The organism is Planktothrix mougeotii LEGE 06226, from assembly GCF_015207485.1.
Taxonomy (GTDB): Bacteria; Cyanobacteriota; Cyanobacteriia; order Cyanobacteriales; family Microcoleaceae; genus Planktothrix.
This window is the reverse complement of sequence record NZ_JADEWU010000029.1, coordinates 26,066-45,771: the sequence shown is the minus strand read 5'-3', so window position 1 is coordinate 45,771 and position 19,706 is coordinate 26,066. Positions and strand designations below refer to the sequence as shown.

14 protein-coding genes and 1 pseudogene are annotated in these 19,706 nt (G+C 38.5%); 8 read left to right on the top strand and 7 right to left on the bottom strand.

Annotation, left to right across the window (positions count from 1 at the left end):
- Positions 1 to 7 precede the first annotated feature (7 nt).
- The 7 genes and pseudogenes from IQ236_RS13895 to IQ236_RS13870 form a co-directional block, all read left to right on the top strand.
- The gene (locus tag IQ236_RS13895) at positions 8 to 2,293 is read left to right on the top strand and encodes a Vps62-related protein (protein WP_193869806.1); all 2,286 of its coding nucleotides are present in this window, start codon (positions 8 to 10) and stop codon (positions 2,291 to 2,293) included.
- Positions 2,294 to 2,516: 223 nt separating this feature from the next.
- Positions 2,517 to 2,918: a hypothetical protein gene (locus IQ236_RS13890; protein WP_193869819.1), complete on the top strand. Its 402-nt coding sequence runs from the start codon at positions 2,517 to 2,519 to the stop codon at positions 2,916 to 2,918.
- Between the two features lie 193 nt (positions 2,919 to 3,111).
- On the top strand, positions 3,112 to 4,242 hold the full coding sequence (locus IQ236_RS13885) for a patatin-like phospholipase family protein (protein WP_193869805.1): 1,131 nt from the start codon (positions 3,112 to 3,114) through the stop codon (positions 4,240 to 4,242).
- Between the two features lie 300 nt (positions 4,243 to 4,542).
- Positions 4,543 to 5,145 carry a hypothetical protein gene (locus IQ236_RS13880; RefSeq protein ID WP_193869804.1) on the top strand — a complete coding sequence of 201 codons (603 nt, stop codon included), beginning with the start codon at positions 4,543 to 4,545 and terminating at the stop codon, positions 5,143 to 5,145.
- 71 nt (positions 5,146 to 5,216) lie between these two features.
- Positions 5,217 to 5,480, top strand: a complete 264-nt coding sequence (locus IQ236_RS13875; protein ID WP_265578690.1) for an element excision factor XisI family protein — start codon at positions 5,217 to 5,219, stop codon at positions 5,478 to 5,480.
- On the top strand, positions 5,428 to 5,583 hold the full coding sequence (locus IQ236_RS28205) for an element excision factor XisI family protein (protein WP_322744162.1): 156 nt from the start codon (positions 5,428 to 5,430) through the stop codon (positions 5,581 to 5,583). The genes IQ236_RS13875 and IQ236_RS28205 overlap by 53 nt, the downstream gene beginning before the upstream one ends.
- A gap of 273 nt (positions 5,584 to 5,856) precedes the next feature.
- Positions 5,857 to 6,395: pseudogene (locus tag IQ236_RS13870) on the top strand (IS630 family transposase); the annotation flags it as partial.
- A 173-nt stretch (positions 6,396 to 6,568) separates the two neighbouring features.
- Here IQ236_RS13870 and IQ236_RS13865 read toward each other — a convergent pair.
- The 6 genes from IQ236_RS13865 to IQ236_RS13840 all read right to left on the bottom strand — a co-directional run bounded on the left by IQ236_RS13865 (position 6,569) and on the right by IQ236_RS13840 (position 15,961).
- Positions 6,569 to 7,342 (bottom strand): glycoside hydrolase family 19 protein, encoded by a 774-nt coding sequence (locus tag IQ236_RS13865; protein WP_193869803.1) that lies wholly within the window; start codon positions 7,340 to 7,342, stop codon positions 6,569 to 6,571.
- Positions 7,296 to 10,043, bottom strand: a complete 2,748-nt coding sequence (locus IQ236_RS13860) for a substrate-binding domain-containing protein (protein WP_193869802.1) — start codon at positions 10,041 to 10,043, stop codon at positions 7,296 to 7,298. Before IQ236_RS13860 ends, IQ236_RS13865 begins: the two co-directional genes overlap by 47 nt.
- A 97-nt stretch (positions 10,044 to 10,140) precedes the next feature.
- Entirely contained in the window at positions 10,141 to 11,496 is a 1,356-nt protein-coding gene (locus IQ236_RS13855) for an alpha/beta hydrolase family protein (RefSeq protein ID WP_228041628.1), read from the bottom strand.
- A 320-nt stretch (positions 11,497 to 11,816) separates the two neighbouring features.
- Entirely contained in the window at positions 11,817 to 12,173 is a 357-nt protein-coding gene (locus tag IQ236_RS13850; protein WP_193869801.1) for a stress protein, read from the bottom strand.
- 145 nt (positions 12,174 to 12,318) lie between these two features.
- Entirely contained in the window at positions 12,319 to 14,673 is a 2,355-nt protein-coding gene (locus IQ236_RS13845; RefSeq protein WP_193869800.1) for a CHASE2 domain-containing protein, read from the bottom strand.
- Complete coding sequence (locus IQ236_RS13840; RefSeq protein ID WP_228041627.1) at positions 14,666 to 15,961, bottom strand: DUF1822 family protein; 1,296 nt, start codon at positions 15,959 to 15,961, stop codon at positions 14,666 to 14,668. Before IQ236_RS13840 ends, IQ236_RS13845 begins: the two co-directional genes overlap by 8 nt.
- Before the next feature lie 275 nt (positions 15,962 to 16,236).
- Here IQ236_RS13840 and IQ236_RS13835 point away from each other — a divergent pair, with 275 nt between their 5' ends.
- On the top strand, positions 16,237 to 17,010 hold the full coding sequence (locus tag IQ236_RS13835; RefSeq protein WP_193869799.1) for a DUF928 domain-containing protein: 774 nt from the start codon (positions 16,237 to 16,239) through the stop codon (positions 17,008 to 17,010).
- 36 nt (positions 17,011 to 17,046) lie between these two features.
- Here the strand turns inward: IQ236_RS13835 and IQ236_RS13830 are convergent, their stop codons facing one another.
- Complete coding sequence (locus tag IQ236_RS13830; RefSeq protein ID WP_193869798.1) at positions 17,047 to 19,704, bottom strand: CHAT domain-containing protein; 2,658 nt, start codon at positions 19,702 to 19,704, stop codon at positions 17,047 to 17,049.
- Positions 19,705 to 19,706 lie beyond the last annotated feature (2 nt).

The following is a 19,706-nucleotide window of genomic DNA, read 5'->3' as shown; positions in this document are numbered from 1 at the left end:
GTAACTCATGTCTATCGAAGTTAAAGTTTCAGTTGAAAAGGGAAAATCGAGAATCTTTTTGCTCGAAAACGAACAATCAACCCTTGAGGATCTGCGGAAAAAAATTAAGGAAAAGCAGTGGGAGGCGGTAGATAGTAACTTCTACTTTCTCAAAAACGGATCTGGGATCGATCCAGGGGACGAAGCTGAATATAAACTCTCAACGTTTAAAAAGGACGAAACTATAGAGGTAGTCGTCAGCCTACAGCAGCAGTCCGACGAAGACAAAACGACAGCAGAAGATCGAAAGGTGGCAGCAAAAGAGGCTAAGGAAGCAGCCACAACTGCTCTACAAGAGCAGAAGCTAACCGAGGCGCAGCTTAACCCAAACGAAAAACCAAGCTGGGGGAAGGCACCTGATACAAATCTGATTCAGGATGGTGAAAGTAGTACAACTGATGATAAGGGAGTTTATTTCAAGCAGGGGTGGAAGGAATTAAAGCCACTGCTAGAGAGTTTTAAGTTTCCTAAAGCTTTGAAAGTTACATCGCAAGGGCTAGAGCCTGTTAATCGACCAGGAGTTAAACTAAGTCAACCTATATTAGAAAATAATATAGAAAACGAAGTTCAAATTAGCGAACAAAGTGAAGCTTACTCTACAGAATGGGAAAAACAAGCTTATAAGCTACTCTCTAAGGGTGTCAGTGCCTCTATTGGAATACCTATTCCCCAATTAAGTGCAAAACTTGGTTTAAGTGGGAGTTACCAAACTAGCTCAGAATCGCTTACACAAAGTAAACAAACTGACTTGTTTATGGTATCACAGCGCCTCGTACAGAAGACGAAAGTAATTTTAGAAGAGGAAAACATACAGTTAACTGAGGAGTTTAAACAAAGCATTAAACACGCTCAACAGATTGACGAATTAAGGCAAGTATTTCAAAAATACGGCTACTTTGTTCCAACTACATATATTATCGGCGGTAAAATCATAGCCGAAAAGACAGAAACCTTTGAGGGGCAGGTGGATAAAACTGCTGAAGTTAATAAATTTGGAGTCGGCGTTAGTGCAGAGTTGGATAAAGCAGGATTTACCGCCAGCGCCAGTGCTGCTTACCAAAGTGAGAACCAAGAGAAAACTTCACAGAGTAGTAATCAGACCGCCAGCCGAGCCACATTCACTTTAAAAGGGGGAGATGAAGCCCTAATTAAGGAGGGTACAAAATGGATAAGCTCGTTAACCCTTGATAAATGGCAAATAGTCGGGTACGAAGACCTTATACCCATTACTGACTTTTTAGACGAAGAATTAAAGCAGAAATGCGAGACCATGCTTTCTACAGCCCCCGAAATCGAAGTCCAGTATGTGGGATCTGGGTCTTTGGTGAAACAAGGTGACGACTCCGGTAGTGGCGCCAGCCGGGATTTAACAGTTTACAAACCTAATGTTGATTCTGGCTGGTACTGGGTAGGTCACTATGCTCAGGGCGATCATAATCTACCTACTGGACAAACAATTATCGTCAAACCTCTTAAACCTGATGCAGTGAAACGGCCAGTTAGATTTGAGCCAATTTGGACTGACAAAGGTTCTGGTAACAGAAAAAATTACTCCTGCTGGAAACCCATTCCGCCCACAGATTATGTTGCATTGGGTTACATCATGCGTTTGCGGACTGATGACTATAATCCTCCTTCTGAGGATGAAATTCAAGGTTTAGTCTGCGTCCGTAAAAACTTGGTTTCTCGTGCGGCTCTGGCCGGATATTCAATCTGGGATGATAAGGGAACCTGGGCTACACAGGATTGTACTCTTTGGGCTATTAAGCCTGGGGATATAAACTCAGCTATCGATGCGGGAACCTTCCACGGTGAACGAGCTAAAAGCAATAATCGCCCTCAAAATCCAGAAGTTTACTGCCTTAAAAAAGACGTTGTAATCGTTCGCCGAGAGAGCGAAACTAAAGACCGATTATCCGCAGGTGAGTCTTTAAACCCTGGTGAAAAACTAATATCAAGCAACGGAATATTCCGACTTGAATATCAGAAAGATGGCAACTTGGTGGTTTACAGATATGAAAGTCTTTTATGGGCATCAGGCACTGATGGTAAACCGATAGGACAGACTCGCTTGCAAGATGATGGCAACTTGGTTATCTATGACCGGAACGACCATCCTATCTGGTCAATTAATAAGTACGGAACTGAATTCCAAGAAAGCAAACTAATCATGCAGGATGATGGAAATCTGGTAACTTATGATAAAAATGGCTCTAGTTACTGGGCAAGTGGAACTAACCAGTGGAGTTGTTAGGGAACAGGGAACAGGAATAAGACTTCTGGCTGTTTCATATCAGTTGTGAATTATTACAACCTATTTGGGGTTGCTATATGTAGGGTGGGCAATGCCCACCCTAATCTACATTTAAGATCTTTAAATTTAACTTGAAAAAATCAGTAATTGCTGTCTGGAATCGTCTTAACAGCATAATGAATAAATTCAAATCTGAGAACTCTAATTTGGAGGAAGTATAAAAATGAAATCAGTAATTCGCATGGCTCTTGTTTTGTTGCTGGTTATCAGTAGCTGGTGTGGTTTTTTCGCTGACAATGCTCGGGCGGGTATTATTGACGAGATTTCTCAAGTTTATGAAACAGCAAAAGTTGGAGGTAAAGAGTATTTTTGTCGCAAGGGAGATGCCTACAAGGGTATTTTCTCTATTCGGTCTTTTGAGGGTGAATTATGCAATAATAGCCGAACCCTAGCTGCTTTAGCAGAATATGTATGTACGAATCCTAATGTGGAAGGTTTTCAAGGTTCGCAATGCGATCAAAAAGCTAAGGAAAAACTGGGCGGTGCCGTGCCATTAACAGTGCTGAAACAGGAAGCAAAATCAGCAACAGGTGCACTCGGTAAATTAGTTACTCTATTCTACTAATGGCTGATTTAGTTAGAATAATGTCGAGTGCTTTTCGGAATAAATTTTAAGCAATCAGGAGTGGGGAACACCTCTCTTTTTCGTAAAATGTGATTACTTTCTTATCACTCTTAGGGCTAAGGATTGCGTTCGCCCTTAGCCTAGAAAGAATATGAGTGAGTCCTCACTCCTTTAGTGACGAGTAGAAATAATTATGACATTCAAAATTCTCAGCTTAGATGGTGGTGGGATTCGAGGAATTTTATCTGCAACAATTCTTCAGCAGGTAGAGACAACACTACAAGAAAAAAAAGGTCGGAAATTACATGAATATTTTGACTTAATTACAGGCACATCCACTGGCTCAATTCTAGCTGCGGGGATTGCCTGTCAGATGAACGCTGAACAAATGATTAACATCTACCTGGAAGAGGGAAAAAATATCTTTTTAGAGTCGGTTCGTCAGCAGCGAAAATGGAGAAAAGTCAGTCAAGCGATGGGAAATCATCTGCTATACCCCCATGAGCAAGGAGAGCAGGGTTTGGCTAAAGTATTGCAGAAAAAATTGATTCACTCGCAGTTACATAAGTCCCCCAAAATTAGCGAGATTAATAAACCCAATATTTTGATTCCAGCTTATGACGTTTATTCCCGCAATACAACGTGGTTTGTCAATAATTATTCCTCGGTTGAACAAGCCTGGTATGACCCGATAGAACTCTGGAAAATCTGCACTGCCTCAGCATCAGCACCAACGTTTTTTCCCCCTTATGAACTTCCTTATAATGCAGAACAAAGTCTTCCCCATATTGATGGAGGAGTCTCGGCTAATAATCCAGCTTTACTTGCGATCGCCCATGCTTTGTTAATTGAAAAACAAAACGGATTAGCATTGAGTGATATTGCCGTCCTTTCCATTGGAACGGGCAATACAACTCGCCCCTACAAATATGATCAAATCAAAGAGTGGGGGCAACTGGGCTGGGCTAGTCATTTAGCCGATATTTTTATGAATCCTGCTGCCAAGAATTCCGAGGATATTTGTTACCAAATTATGGAAAGTGCAGGGGCGGATCATCTGCGTTTAAATTTTGATTTGAATGAGCACTTGCAAGCAGATAAAAAAACTGGTTATCTGCGAACTTTGCTTAAAAAAAGCTATAACAAATATATTTTCAAAATTAAAAATAAGTATAAAGAAATTAACGAAGATATCGACAATCCTGATAATTGTGGAGACTTAATCGAGGCATCTGAATGCTATCTCGCTTGTGGTAAAGTCTATTATAAAAACCAATGGATTCCAGTTGGAGAGGCTATTCAACGGTTTATTGACTCTAACTAAGTATTTTGAATTTAAAAGCATACCATAGATAAGACAATTTGACATCTATCTGTGTGCAAAGATCCGACTTTTCCTGCTTTTCCAACTTTCAAGATCCGACTTTTCCGACTAACAGGGGGGGTAGTTTGTTAAAAACAGGCAATTTACCCTTTCTAACGGGTCAATTTGGAAAGGAATAAGCCTAAAAACAATACTCGATTAGCTTGTCAAGGAGTTGTATAATTTAGAGCATCAACAATCTGTTAGGGGAGTGTCAAATTCGAGGTGTTTTAAATTTATCAACAGATTGGGAAAACTTTTATGCCTTATAGTAAATTTACACTGAGTAAAGCGGTAGATGATTTTCAACTCACGATTGTGGAAGGCGATCGCTTTCTCCCAGAGATTTCCTCAGTCAATCCAACTCCTTTGCTCAAAGAGACGTTAAAAGAATCGTTACCTTGGGCGATCGCAGTGGGGAGTGAAAAAGCCCGTTCTGAAGCAATTATCAATCCTGTCTTGTTAGAAGTCAAACGTCAGCTTAAGGGACAAATTAGTGTTTTTTCCGGTGAAGAATTCAACGTCCAGCCCGAGGTTGATTTAACAGGTTATGTCGATTTTCTAATTAGTCGCTCTCCAGAGCAATTGTTTATTAAAGCACCTGCTGTGGTTTTGGTGGAAGCGAAGAAGGAAGATTTGAAACCCGGACTGGGACAATGTTTAGCTGAGATGGTAGCCGCACAACGGTTTAATCAACAGAAGCAGCAACCGATTTCAACGATTTACGGAACAGTGACAAGCGGTACAGTTTGGCGGTTTCTCAAACTAGAAGAGCAAACAGTGACGATTGACTTGACTGATTATCCACTCCCTCCGGTTGAGCAAATTTTGGGTTTTCTGGTTTGGATGGTGCAGAATGGCTGAGGATTGGGATTTGGTATCATAGGTTGGAACTACATCTCTAGCTCAGAGCGAGGAGAGGAGAAAATTATTGAATGGGAGCAAATTTTACGATGGAAGGAGTAACGGATAAATTAACAAACCATCAGCAAATTGTGCAGCAATTGTTGATGGGTTACGCAGAAGTTAAGCCGGCTTATGGTGATTTTGAGGTGGAGACTATTTTTGATACCCAGCGAAATCATTATCAAATTGTGCATCTAGGTTGGCAGCATAAACGCTGGGTACATCATTGTGTAATACATCTTGATATTCGCTTGGGAGAAAATCTGGATTTTTTACAATTCAACGGAGCATGATATTGGGGCAGATTTAGTCGATTTGGGCGTACCCAAACACGATATTGTGTTAGGTTTTTATCCTCCTTTCATGCGGGAAATGAGCGACTATGCTGTGGACTAAAAGCAGAAGAATGACGGGGTAACAAGATGGTTAAAAGGTAGATTGAATCAAACTTTATAGCTCTCTCCAGGGCTGTTTTATCCCAAATATTTAAGAAAATTTAATTTCCGATTAAATTGGAATCAGCATTCCTCATCTCTACATCTTCTTGAATCGCGCCTAATGCTTTGAGAGTGGCTTTTTGCCCCTCGCCCAGCCCTGTTACCCCCGTAATATTCATGCCTTTGTAAGGAAGAATGCTGTTTAAAGTTTGTGTTAATTTATAGGTCTGTATATCCCAAAAGGGATGAAGAAAAAAGACGAGAATTTATGCAAAAACTAGAGCTAATAGAGAGGAGCAGAAAAGTTTATGTAGACGAAGCAGGATTTGATAATCGTGAAGATTACCCGTATGGCTACAGCCCGATAGGGGAAAGATGTTATGCTCTCAAGTCAGGTAAAAAAAGAGAAAGAGTTAGTTGGCTATCAGCATTGAAAGAAGGGAAATTATTGGCTCCTTTAACCTTTGAAGGGTCATGTAATAAAGATTTATTTGAGGCTTGGTTAAAGAATTGTTTGCTGCCTGTGCTAGAACCCGGAGATATTATTATTATTGATAATGCCAGCTTCAGGGCGGGGAATCTATCAAAGAACTTGTCGAAGAAGCCGGATGTGAAATTTGGTATCTGCCCCCATATTCTCCCGATTTGAACAAGATTGAAAACTGGTGGGCTGTATTAAAGACATGGATGAAACAAAGATTAAACGAATTTCCGACTGTAAGAGAATGCGTGGATGCTGCATTTAGAAATAGTCCTAACGTATGCGCGTAGCGCTATAACTTTAAATTTGATCTAAGGGTTAAAGATGCCAATTCAAATATAAATTGTCTCAGGGGAGAATTTAGGGCGATCGCACCGCCTTATCAAAACAGTTAAGCTTGAAGTTCAGAACAATCATTGAATTTTGATGTCTTAGGTGGCTGGCTATGCGATCGCCCTAAATCTTAACCTAATTGATTTTGCCAGCTTATGGCATAACTTTGAATTTGTTCTGCCTTATCATTGCCATTGATAATTTTACGCGCCTCGATGAAATCCATACGCCCGTTTGAAATACAGTCATCCAATTTGATAGTCGTAAAAGTACCTGATTTCATGCCATGAACCAGAATAAAGAGTGCGATATCGGGACGCATGACGAGATCGGGATCATTCACTAAATCTAGCCCTAAAACATCAGAATATTGCCGATAATTGTAATCCCAAGTTAGTTGTACATAACCCCGTCCATAGTAGGGATAATAAGGTAGGGTTTTGCGGTCATTTTCCCCTTCAATTTCACCCAAATAATAAGATTCTTTTACGGGTTGGAAACTATCATTTGTTTCGTGTTGTACCGTTGCAATAATATAAGCAATTTGATCTTGAGAAGTAATCCCTTGGCGATTCGCTTCTTTAATAATTGCCTCAACTGCTGCTTGTTTATCACCACCCTGCCAATGGGGTAACAGTCCAACACCCGGTTTGGCATCGAGTAAAGCTTTAGCGGTTGTTGGCCCTAATACATCACCACCATCAAGTTGACGACTAGCTTTAAAATTTCTTAAGGCTGCTAGGGTTTTTGAGCCGTAAATCCCATCGACTATTTCTAATAGATGATTCGCCCGTAAAATCCTTTGAATTTCTGCACAGAAGAGTTGATCTTCAACCAACACCCCAGAGTGAAGATTATCAAAAGGAATCGATAGGTTTTGATCGCAGTTCGTTACATTTAACATAATCTCTAGCCTCTCGTTCAGTAAATTTTTCTGGCTTTATTAGACATTGCGGTGGATCTAAGTCCCAATCTTTCCCACTTATAGCAATTCTCCATGCTTTCTTGACTTGTTCATCAACTTTTACATTGATCGAGGCATAAATTTCCTTGTTGACAATTTTTTGGGCAATTTGCTCCTTGATTCCATCAAATCCAACAATAATAGGAGGCTGTGCATTCAGCAATTTACACGCTTCCAAAACTTGATCTGCCAAAATATCAGCCTCACAAAAGATAGCCTCAATTAGCCCATACCTTTTTTCCTGAAGTAGTGCTTTAACACTGTTTTTAATAATATCTTTGTCTGCGTCGGTAAAGCGACAATATTCTATTTTTACAACTTGCACATCAGGAGCCTCTTTAATAATTGTACCCAGAAAACCCTGACGCCTTTCAACTGTAGAAGCATGATCTTCGGGGCCTGCGAAAATAGCGACTTTTCCTTTACCTTTTTTCTTTTCTTTTAGAGCCTCAATTATCAATTGTGCAGCAATTTTTCCCCCTTCAGAGAAGTCTGGCGATATATGAACCCAAGGGCTAGTAGGTTTGCTGTCTTTGGCTTTGAGTCTATCTACTCTTGTATCAAGGGTAATAATTTTTACTCCTTTACTAGCAAGATTATCAAGTTTTTCTGCCAGATTGCCATTATTTTGAGCAGGAGTAATAATTAAAGAATCTGGCAAAAATTGAGTCGCTGCATAGTAAGATAAATGTTTCAATCTTTCAACCTGAGCCTCTGGCTTTTCAACCTCATCAGCTTTATCAATATGTATAGAAACATAGTCACTTACTTGATACTTCTGATCTTGGCGACTTGAATCTAATAAGTCAGAAATAGCTTTGGAATAAGCATGATTAGATTTTGAAACATGAAAAATTCTGGGTGTTATTCTCCTCATTAGTTCTGCACAATTTATTTGACTTAATTCATTAAAATCTTTTCCCTCTGTGTTAGCTGAATGTAGAGGAACAAAGACACTGCGGAAACCTGCCTCTTCAGCAGCCTGCCGCCCTCTATACCCATCTTCAATTGCAATTATTCGGTCTTTATTCCAGTGCTTGTTCTGAGCGCGTATGTGCTCATAGAGACGCTTTTTGATTTCAATACTTTCATTCTCAGAATCACTATTAATCGTTGAATTTTTAGATCTATCTAAATAATCAATTGTATAACGTGGAATTGTTTTGAAGTAATCTCTGGACTCCTTTGTACTCAACCCTGAAGCAACCTGCTCTATAGCAGAACCAATAATTTGCCTTGTGGAAAGAGAAATAATTTTAACATCCCAATTAAACTGTTGCAGCAGTTTCAGTAAGCTCTCGAAACCTTTTCTTGGCTCTAAATCTCCTAGTCCTCTTTTAAAGTATTCATATATCCCTCTTCTTTCTAAAGAATTCCATTCAGAGTTATTAGCACCAAATAATTCTTTTAATTTAAGTCGATCATCATTCTTATCTTCTAAGGTTTTTTGGATTAAAGCCTTATAGATTATATTTTTCTGCTCCATTAGAGATTCTCGATTAAGCTCTTTGTACTCTTGAAATATATTAGAACGCTCTGTAATTAGCTTTTCAAATATTTCCTTTGTTGGAAGTTCTATATATTCTTGCTTGTAATCATTCCAAGAAATACAGTCTCCCAGTTTTTCTAAATCGCAGTGATTATCGCTCAATGTTATTACTTTTTCTTTGAATTCCTCTTGATATTTACACTTGAGTATAAGAATATTATAAGCTCGTAAATGATACTTCTCAGTATCAACAACAATGCCATCAAAATCTAAAATTACTGCTTTGTCCGATCGCATTTCTCTGGCAACAGGATGGTCGGGTTTTGACAGATTGCTTACTGTTGTCTCATTGTCTTCCCAATCTTTCCACTGGACGACAGGGATCTGCTTGATCTTAGGATCTTTCTCTCTCAAATCAGCAAAAACTTTCTTAATTTCAGTTGTAACAGTTGCCATATCGGGTGGCCATTGTTTTTTATCGGGCAGGTTTTCCAATATGGTGAGTAAATTCTTGGAGAAAAGCCCGCAACTGGTTTCTCGGTTGATAGCCGTTTCTCCAGGTTGGGCAGCAAACAGTGCGAACTGTTTTGCTAAGGAATTTATTTTGGGAGAGTCATGAATACGATACTCTAGTGGAATATTGCGCTCGTTTAAATCTTTGTAATAAGCGCAGGCATCGATGAAGAAGATCTGCTTGGGAATATTATTATACAAGTCAGTCTTCATTGCAGATTGCACTTGATTGATGCTTATGTACTTGAAATGTGCTGATGTTGCATCAGCAAAATACAAGCAGCGCTCATTTGTTTGATTATTAATACAGCCATGCCCTGCCCAAAAGAATAAAAACAGGCTATGTTTTTTAGAATTAATATTCTTTGGTTCAAAAAAATTCTTTATATTGTCCGCTGTTGCTGGAGGAAGTGATTTTCCGCCAATAAGAGACTCTATGTCTTGAGCAATTTTCTTATTCTTGTCAAGAGGAGAGAGGACAATTGAGATATTCTTAGCAGGTACTTTGTTATTGTGCAGCCATTTAGCAAATTTGTAAACGTCGTTTGCAGGCCCATCTAAGTTCCAACTGCTTCCCGTATCATACTTTTCAATCCCAACTAAAAGAGCGTATGTTGTATCGCGATTTACTTCAGACATTGACTACACCATCCTTTCTAAAAATTTTGACCTACATTTCATCTTTTTTTGTGCAGTAAGCACCATGAGGTTCAGGAAACAACTCTCTGATTTATTTCTACTTCCTCATCCTTTCTAGAACCTTGTCCCACATCTCATCATTCGTCCAGTAAGCACCATGAGACTTAGGAAACGGCTCTTTGATTTCTACTTTCTCATCCTCAACGCCAGCCAGAATTTTCCCCCCTACATAACTAAGGAGATCGTTCTTGGTATAAATATTCAACCATCGAGGAAAATTTGGCGGTAAGGTTGCATTAGGGCTATATTCCATCCCCACCAGTGCATTTAATTCGTACAGCAATGGAGCTTGTGAACCTACTGTTATCAATAGGTGTACTTGAGGGGGATTTTTCTCTAAAAGTAAATCAACACAAGCAATCCCCCCTAAACTATGACCAATTAAGACAACGGGGCCGGGAAGAGGTGTGATAATGTCACGGATATAATCGCGGATTTTCTGTCCCCGCGCCTGGTACATTAAGATGTCACCAATACCTTTACTGTATTTCTCAGATTCGGTATGACGGTTACCCTGTAAGTGATTAAAGCATAAGCCAATAAAGGAATTTATCAGAACATTTTTGGGTATCTCATGGATTCTCCAGGGAGTGTTATCACCTAATTTTTCAGCAATCTGAAGAACGATTTCGTCGCGTAAATCATCATTGAGTGATAACGTCGGGTCATCGTACTCACTCTCAAGTAGAACCACGCTCTTAGCAACTATAGCTCGTGCGATGGCAAGGCTGTATTCGTCCAATGCGTCTAATAAGGATTGTGCTGACTTAATAACCTTTTGATAATCTCTGTTTTGAACCACAACTGTACAGGCTTCATTAAAAACCTTCGCTATACCTGCTTGCTCCAACTTCTCGTACAAACTAGATGATGAGTGAAGTTTTCTAATACGCTGGCGTAACTCTTCACTTGGTGAAGGTTTCCAAGGAGGATCAACTTCTAGTTCTTTTTGCTGAGAATCTATTTTTGACGATAAGATTTGCAACTCGGCTAGGGGATTCTGGTAAAGCAGTTTCCACAATCCGAGCGTAATCTCTTCTTCGTCGCTCAAATTATCGTCTATAGCATCACGTGGAGTATCGAAGTTAGGGATTGTTATGCCACCCTTGTTTAGCTTTGTTCCACACGACTCCCCCCAGTAACACCGATGGAGTCGTAGATTACTATCTTTAGCTTTTAGCTTGTCAGAGATAGTATTAAAAGATCTGGTGTAGGCTGGTTCTCGTACACCAGTACCATGCACAAAGACAACATCGAAACTCATAAGTTTATCCTTTTGTTTATTTTGTCCAAATACCCGATACTGGTTATGAACATTGAGAATCTTGTCGGAGATTGAGTTTGGCTCTGTTGTTGCAGATGGATCAGCATTGATGGAGGATAAGCTAGTCATAAGTTTTCTCGTCAAATAAACTGCAATCATTCAGCTACTCTGAGCTAGCTTCAACCTCATCTACGACGACGATAGGTGATCGCATCTTACAAGTCATGAATTACTCCAGTAGATAGAATTGGGTGAAAAATGTTGGCTTTTGGCTAGTAACTCAACGAAGTCAAAAAATTAATTGAATTTTTTAGTAAACTCCGTCTATATTTTTAAGACTAAGTAGGCGGTTATAATTAAAGTTAAAATCCAAAATCATGTATGTACTTTGGGATAAGTATTTTAGCTTTTGTTTTGTTAACGTTATTTATGCCCACCTACTTAAAATTTTAGAAACGTTTTTTAAATTTTACATACTTATCGTCTCGGTCAAACACTCCTGAGAAAGCCCAATTAATCCATCCTCCATCTCCCTTATTTATAAAATCTCCATCTTCAAAAATCCAAATACCAAAAGTTAAATTTTGATAGGGTGCGGTTGCAAAAAATTGGATTCCATTAAAGCTTCGCTCGTAATCATTCCCTAAATTAAAAACCATAACATTGTATTGATCGCCTGCTTGGTGAACAGCACTTTCCATTAGACCTTTTACAAATCCTGAGCGATCTGAACCTCCATCGACAGCAGAGGCAATTCGGTCAGCAATTCCAAGAACATCAACATCAACATTTAAGCCAATAGCCATGTTTTTCTCCTTCAAAACTTGATATTTATTATTGAGGTATAGCAACAGTAAGTACAACAGTGGACAACCTGCATGACGTTTGCTCCCGTCTATTGATCTAATGGGTGAGACTGACATCAATTTATGCAGTTCAACCCAAAATTGTCTAAAAATTGTGAGAATTAAGCCTGTAAGCCAGCAAACAGCAACTTGTAAACACCAAAGCCAAGGCGGACGGAACCAGGGGAACCCAACCCCCCACAATTAATAAACCCAGACATAATCCAGATAAGAGGCTAACCCCAGTAACGATCGCAATACCCCAACGTCCCAGCGACCTATTACACCAAGCCAGAATACCCCCCAGGAGCGACCAACAGCCGATCCACAAAAACTCTAAACTTTTCGGCCAAACCCACAACAACGGTCTATCATCCAAAACAGCACTGAGAATTTGACTGACCAGATGGGCTTGAACCACCACCCCGGACATCTGCTGATGGGGCCAGTATCCGGCACTGTAAGGCGTATCTCGATAGTCTTGAAAACTTTCGGCGGTTGTCCCGATCAAAATAATTCGATCTTTAACTAAATCCTGAGTTAATTTATTATTTAAAACATCAGTTAGGGTCACTTGTAGCGCAACAGAATCAGAAGAACGCCAGTTAATTAATATTTGATGTCCTAAATTATCAATTCCTTGATAACCACCACTATTAGAGTCTAAATTTTTGAAGATAATATCACCGATTTGCCAGTTTTTATCCGAAGTCAATTTAGGTTTAATGCCATCATCAGCTAAATAACGAGTCGCTAACTGGAAATTTAAAGATTTATCGGTTTTACACGGAGAAGCCGGGGTCATGGCTAGTAAATGGCGACGTAAAATGCCATCGGGATCGGGGACAACATCACTAAAACCTAGATGTTGAATTGGCACTTCTGGGGGAGAGGGTACACCTGCATTTAAGTTGTCTTCACCCGCTTTGCAAATCGCAATAAAGCGATCGCTATTTTTCATCCAATTTGCTAATTTAGGATAGTCTTTTTTGACAGGAGTTTCTCGATAGATATCTAAACCAATGACACGGGGTTTAAATTGTTCTAGTTTCGTTATAAGTTGATCTAAAGACCGATCAGATAAAGAAGCACCTCCTCTTTCTTGGGGGGGTTGCGATCGCACATCGGCTTCTGTTATGGTAATAATTAAAAGCCGTGGATCGGGTTGTTCTTGTGGGCGCGATCGCATTAATAAATCAAAGGCTTGTAATTCCCAAGACTGAAAAACCCCAAGCGATCGCATTCCAATGATTCCTACTGTTACAGTGATCGCGGTTGTAAAAATTGCAGACCAATGGTGTCGAGTCGGTAAAATAGAGTGAGAAATAGGCTTAATTGTTTTAGGTTTTTGAAACCAAACCAGTGACTGTTCAGCAGGATTTTGACAAATCGCAGGTAACCAACTGGCGCAGGGAAATTCACTTTCTAAACCCTGTAATCTTTCTCCCGCTTCTCGTGCTGCTAAATAAAAAGATTCTCCCCTAGAAAAGGCGAATAAAAAATGTTTTAAAAATTCTTGAGCCACTAAATCAGGGACAGGTTCTCGCATCACAATCATTTGGGGAATGTGCAAAGAAGCTAGTTGACACAGTAATCCTAACCCTTCACAGGAATTAAAAATAGCTAAATGAAGACCTTGTTTAATCGCTGCTCTTAAGGCATTTTTTAATTGAGCAATGGTTAAACTTTCACTTTGATTAATATAAAATTTTCCAATTTCTCCATCTTCTTGAGTTGAACTATGTCCGGCAAAAAATAGAATATCCCAACCCTCTTGTTCCCACAACCATCGATCTAGTTCTCGACGTGAGGGTTCAACTAAAAATACGGTTTCAGCACCCGTTAATTGTTCCAATATAACCCGATCTTTTTGAGTATCAATTCCTTGACTATTGCCTAAAATTGCTAAAATTCTAATGTTTTGATTAGCGCGTTTAACGAATCGTTTAACGGGTTCATAGTCTGTCGCGCCTAAACAGATGACTGCATGGGGATAATCTTCAAAAAAATTCCAAAGATGCCAAGGAAGACGACGAATACAATCATCTTCTGTTTGTAAAATGACTCGAATTTCTTCTGTGGGTGCTAATCTTGTGCGTAGTTTTTGATCTATTTTGCGAAAGGGTTCAGATTTTAGCCAGGAATTGAGTTCGAGTTGTAATTCATGGCATAACTCACTAAATTCTATAAAGGAAATATTAGTAATATCATCTGCTTCGATTTCAATTTCTTCATTAATTTCATTTCCCCGCCAACAAGAACTTGAATAAAAAGACTCATAAATTAATCTATAAAGTAATTGCCAACGCTTATTAAGTTCTATTAATTCTGGGAAAGCAGGTAAACTTCCGGTTAATTGAAAACCGATAGGATTGCTATCTTCAAATAATTGAGCATTCACAGAAGGAAATCCTTTGTTTAAGTCTCCTTTTCCCAGATTTAATATTACTAATTTATTCATTATTTTCAGGTGAAAAGGCTGGATAAAATACAAAATTTTCTTTGATATTAGCATTCCCTAAAGAAAGCTGAATCGAAAAACTTTTTCCGGCGGGAGACTTAAATCGTTTCAGTTGAATATAGTTATCATGGCTTCTAGCCTGAACTTCTTGAAGAATTACTTCTTCCTCCGAGAGCAAACTTAATTTCAGATAAGGGGGTAAATAAGTTTCACCATCAGCCGGATGTAATTGAACTCGAATTGCTACTTTTTTTTCAGTCTCTAGTGTAATCGCTACTAATAGGATAACAGCAATTCCTTTGAGTTCCATTCCTAAGTCTATTAGCTTGGCAGTTTTAATGGGTAACTCGTGCGAAGTAGAATTAGATCTCAATTGATAGGCTAATTTTTGGGGTTCTATTTCTAATAGGTTATCAAAAGATTGCCAACCTGCTTCAAAGATATTTTGCAACCATAGGCTTAAATTATTAGCTTTGATTTCCTGGCTCTCAATGTGATCAACTGAATTGTTAACAGATCCCGATTCTTTGGGGATATTTAATAGCCTTTGTTGATACAATTGCTGACGAGTTTCTGGATTAGAAATGAGTGTCGCCCATTCTTCAAAATTTAGAGCAAGTCTAGGAGAAGATTGAGTGAGTCTGCTTAATTTTTCTATTCCCGCTTCTATTTGGGTAGTTGATAAAACAGGTAAGGATTGAACTTCTAAGAGGTGAGGAGGAAATAATTCTCTAGCAACCCACATTGTATTGAGGTCTTCTGTTAAATTTTCTGGATCTAAAGTGTAAGTTCGATCTATTTGATCATATTTTCCCTGCTTCCTAATTGTATCATAAGTTGTGTACCCAAACACCCGCATCCAGTTGTCATCAAAATTAATCTGAACCGCTATATAATAATGAGATATCCAGTTAGGAATATCAACCCATTCTTGAGGTATCCTAAACTCGGAAAAGTTGGTTTTATCGGTGGAAATTATAACAAATTGAGTTTCACCTAACGTTAACTTTGTCCCGTTAATGATTTCCCAAAAACTGGGTAAATCTTCTTCTGTTAGCCAAACTTTAAGAGGGTCTTGAATATCAGGATCTGCTTTCACCCAATTGATGAAATTATAGAGGGTTATATAATTTAGATAGGCATTCCAATGGGAAGTAGGATTAGAATATTTTTCGGTTTGCTGCCAAGCTCTTTCTAATTCTTCAGATGATAACTCTATCCAGATTTGTTCAGGATACATTGCTGTTAGCTCGTCAAAATTTAGGGTCATTTTTTCTTCGTTACTCATCGCGTCAATTCGCCTCCTAAAATAACATTGTCATCTTTTTTAATCTCCCTTTTGATTTTAGGCACACCTGTTCTACTTTATTTATGGGTTGGGAAGCGGGGAGATTATGCAGTTTTTTTACCTATATTTTGGCATCGGAGTATTTACGCAAATTTTAAGGATGAGGGCATAAAAAGTATTAATCTAAAGGCAATTACAATAGCATTTATACTGAAATTATTACATAATATGATCACACTTAAACCTACTAAAGGGTATAGAAGGGGATAGGGAGAATGAACAATAAATTATTCTATCTGATTAAACTTGCCTTTATCGGTACTCTAACATTGCTGGGCTTGTTTAACTATCCCCTAGAAGGATTCGCAAAACCGACCCCATCAAGTAGTGAGAGTTCCGATAGCATCCAAATTCGCTTTCAAGAACAGGACTCCGATGGTTCAGGTCGAGGAAGACCCGCCGATAGAGAAGGAACCGGAAGTCGGGGTGACTGTCCTCCGGTGGATGTACCACTCACCGCTTTAGTTCCTAGTCGGAATATGGGGTCTTTTGTTGAACCTTATCCCACTTTATGGTTTTATGTTCCTTATAAATCCAGTGAAGCCACTTCAGCAGAATTTTCCTTACAAGATGAACACAATAATGACGTCTACCGAACTAATTTTTCCTTACCTCAAAACCCTGGTATTATGAGTTTAAATCTGACAGGGGCTACCCCGTTAGAAATTAACAAAATGTATCAATGGTACGTCAAAATTTATTGTAGTCAACAGAAATTATCCACTCCTGTTTTTATTCGAGGATGGGTAAAACGGATAACGTTACAACCCGAATTAGACAGGCAGTTGCAAACAGCAACTTCACCCCGTCAACGGATTATGTTGTATGCTGAAAATGGGATTTGGTATTCCGCTATAACAGAGTTGGCTAAACTTCGTCTAACCACCCCACAAGATACTAATTTTAATCAAGATTGGGCTAATTTATTGAGAGATGTGGGTTTAGAAAATCTGATTCAAAAACCAATTCTTGGAGAGGTTGATAGATAGCGGCTATGGGCGGGATGACCCCTCCCCTACGAATAATTATAGCCAATTTCCGACCACAATGTAGGGACTCCAGAAATAAGGGATTTCATACTCATCTAATAACGACAGTTGAGCACGTCGTAATGCTTCAGCAAGCCCTACATTACTATTAGCCAACTGTTGATAAAATAAGCTCATCAATTTAGTTGTAGACTTATCATCAACTGACCATAATGTTGCTAGGGTACTCCGCGCACCCGCACGCACAGCTATTCCTGCTAAACCTAACGTAGCTCGTTTGTCACCCGCCGCCGTTTGACAAGCACTTAAGACTAATAATTCGATGGCTGTAGAATTAATTGAATCTCGCAAGCGCAGTAAGTGGTCAAATTTTTTGGCTTTTAACAGGGTTTCCCAAGTTAAAATAAAGGTCTCATCTGGATTAGATGAAAACTGACCATGAGTCGCTAAATGAACAACGGAAAAAGGATGAGATTCTATTTTATTTTTTAGATCAATTTCTGTGAAACTTTGGTTTAAAAGTTGCTGACTCCGACGAATTTCGGATTTAATTTCTTGTAATTCTAGCTTAACATTTCCTAAAGCGGTAAACTTTTTATCTGCAATTTGACGTTCTTCGCTCACACCACCGATTAAAGCATATAATTCTTTTTTCGGTAATGGTTGAGGTTTAACCAATTGTAAACCGGGAGCGATAGCAATAGCATATTTTTGGATTAAATACTGTTGCTTTTTATCATCATATAGCACAGACATAGGAAGATTTCGCAAAGAACCATCTAAAATAAATACTAATGTCTTGATTTGTTTTTTTTCTAATTCAGTTTCTAAGGGTTTAATTAACCAACGATATACTTCTTGAGATAGCTTTTTAACGTCATTTGTTCGATCTGGTTCTCGTAAATAGTGCTGTAATTGTTCGAGATTATTCTCAACTTCAGTTTCGGGTTTGTAGGTGGTAAAATGATAAAATTCGTTGTCGGTTGGTAATTTCAGAATAATTTCTAAACGGTTGGATAAAATAATCGGATAAATGACGGCTGCGGTGGGATCGATTTTATCAATAATTTCGTCAATTTGTTGGGGTCTAGCTTCTAAACAAGCTTCTCGGAAAAAGTTTTCTAATTCACTTAATTGAAGAGCTTCAATGACATCACGAGCTTGTTTTAAATTCTTTTGACTTACGGGGATATTATTCTCAGGTTGTAGAAGCAAATCAACGAATTGACGATAAACGGGTTCAACATTATCTCTAAAGGAAAATTGAAGATCTGGATTTAACGTAACTAAATCACTGCGTAAGGATTTGAGAATATTGATAGCTTCATTATAACCTATCATTGCACCTTTGATATCGCCTTGAATTTTTAATAAATACCCTAATTGCCAATACCACAAATAAGCAATATCTTCAGCTTTAATTTGTTGCGCTAATAGTAGAGCCTTTTGGGTTATTTTTTGAGCTTGCTCAATGTCGTTATTTTTAAGATATATTCCGGCTAATGAACCCGTTGCATAAGCTTCTAATCGTTGATTTCCAATATTTTTAGCCTGTTGAATAGCCACAGTAAGCATTTGAGCAATTTCTTGCCAAGAGGGTATATCTGTAGCCGTAAATTGTTTGAAGCACGCGAGATTATGAGCTAAATTAATTTGAGCATGAATAGAATCTTTTGAGGGTGATATATTGGTTAAATTTAACTGTATTTCCAAATATAATTTTCGTGTTTCTGTCCATTTTTGCAATTTTAATAAACTATTTAATTGATTAATTTCTGCTTGAATTTTTGAGAAATTTTTAGGTGAAAATAGAGCGGATTTATCGTAAAATTGAATAGCTTTATTATAGTGGATTAAGGCTTCATTATTAATAGAGGATTGAGGACAAGATAAGGGTGTAATTGTTTCTATGCTTGTAATATATTCAGGGATTTGCGCTCTGTTCCCTAATGCTTTGTGGGTATTTCCCAAACTCAGTAAGGTTGATGCTATTTCCGTGGGAGATTGTAAATATTCAGCAATTTCTTGACTTTTTTTTAAAACGATTAAAGCTGTTTCTAAATCACCAACTAATTGTAAAACATTCCCAAGGCTCCGCAGCGCGATCGCTTTCATAATAGAATCAGGTTGGGTCTGTAAGTTATCTTCAACTTGTTCTAATGTTGATTTGGCTTGGCGGTACATTCCCAAGGTTTGCAGTGCTTGAACACTATTAATCTGGGTGCGAATTTTAGCCATAGAATTATTAATACTCTCGTAAATATTAGTAGCTTGTTTCCAACTTGTTAATGCTTGTTCCGATGCACCCATTTCTAATTCTAATTGACCTTTAATTTCTAAACTTTGTGCTAAAATAGTTGGAGAGTGAGGAAATTCTGGATGAGTTAATAAATTTATACTTTCTGTAATATAAGAATAGGCAGTTTCTAATTGCCCGAGTTTCTGGAACACTAAGGAAAGATTGCTTAAGGCGATCGCTTGTCCCTGTTTATTTCCTTGTATTTTAAAATCATGAATGGCTTGTTTTAAACTTGTTACGGCTTCAGAAAACTGTCCGGCTTGATAAAGTTCTCGACTGTGTTCAACTAAAATTTGAGGATTAGACTGAGGGAAAGCCGGAAACAAAATCAAACCCCAAGCGATGAAGAGTCCCGTTAAAAAAGCGAGTATAATTTTTCTAATTCTAAATTTCATGA

Bases quoted from the DNA above. Each gene is read 5' to 3' on its own strand.
- IQ236_RS13840 (WP_228041627.1), bottom strand. From the start codon at position 15,961: ATGAGTAACGAAGAAAAAATGACCCTAAATTTTGACGAGCTAACAGCA.
- IQ236_RS13830 (WP_193869798.1), bottom strand. From the start codon at position 19,704: ATGAAATTTAGAATTAGAAAAATTATACTCGCTTTTTTAACGGGACTC.
- IQ236_RS13885 (WP_193869805.1), top strand. From the start codon at position 3,112: ATGACATTCAAAATTCTCAGCTTAGATGGTGGTGGGATTCGAGGAATT.
- IQ236_RS13835 (WP_193869799.1), top strand. From the start codon at position 16,237: ATGAACAATAAATTATTCTATCTGATTAAACTTGCCTTTATCGGTACT.
- IQ236_RS13865 (WP_193869803.1), bottom strand. From the start codon at position 7,342: ATGTTAAATGTAACGAACTGCGATCAAAACCTATCGATTCCTTTTGAT.
- IQ236_RS13860 (WP_193869802.1), bottom strand. From the start codon at position 10,043: ATGTCTGAAGTAAATCGCGATACAACATACGCTCTTTTAGTTGGGATT.
- IQ236_RS13875 (WP_265578690.1), top strand. From the start codon at position 5,217: ATGGGAGCAAATTTTACGATGGAAGGAGTAACGGATAAATTAACAAAC.
- IQ236_RS13855 (WP_228041628.1), bottom strand. From the start codon at position 11,496: ATGACTAGCTTATCCTCCATCAATGCTGATCCATCTGCAACAACAGAG.
- IQ236_RS13850 (WP_193869801.1), bottom strand. From the start codon at position 12,173: ATGGCTATTGGCTTAAATGTTGATGTTGATGTTCTTGGAATTGCTGAC.
- IQ236_RS13845 (WP_193869800.1), bottom strand. From the start codon at position 14,673: ATGAATAAATTAGTAATATTAAATCTGGGAAAAGGAGACTTAAACAAA.
- IQ236_RS13890 (WP_193869819.1), top strand. From the start codon at position 2,517: ATGAAATCAGTAATTCGCATGGCTCTTGTTTTGTTGCTGGTTATCAGT.
- IQ236_RS13895 (WP_193869806.1), top strand. From the start codon at position 8: ATGTCTATCGAAGTTAAAGTTTCAGTTGAAAAGGGAAAATCGAGAATC.
- IQ236_RS13880 (WP_193869804.1), top strand. From the start codon at position 4,543: ATGCCTTATAGTAAATTTACACTGAGTAAAGCGGTAGATGATTTTCAA.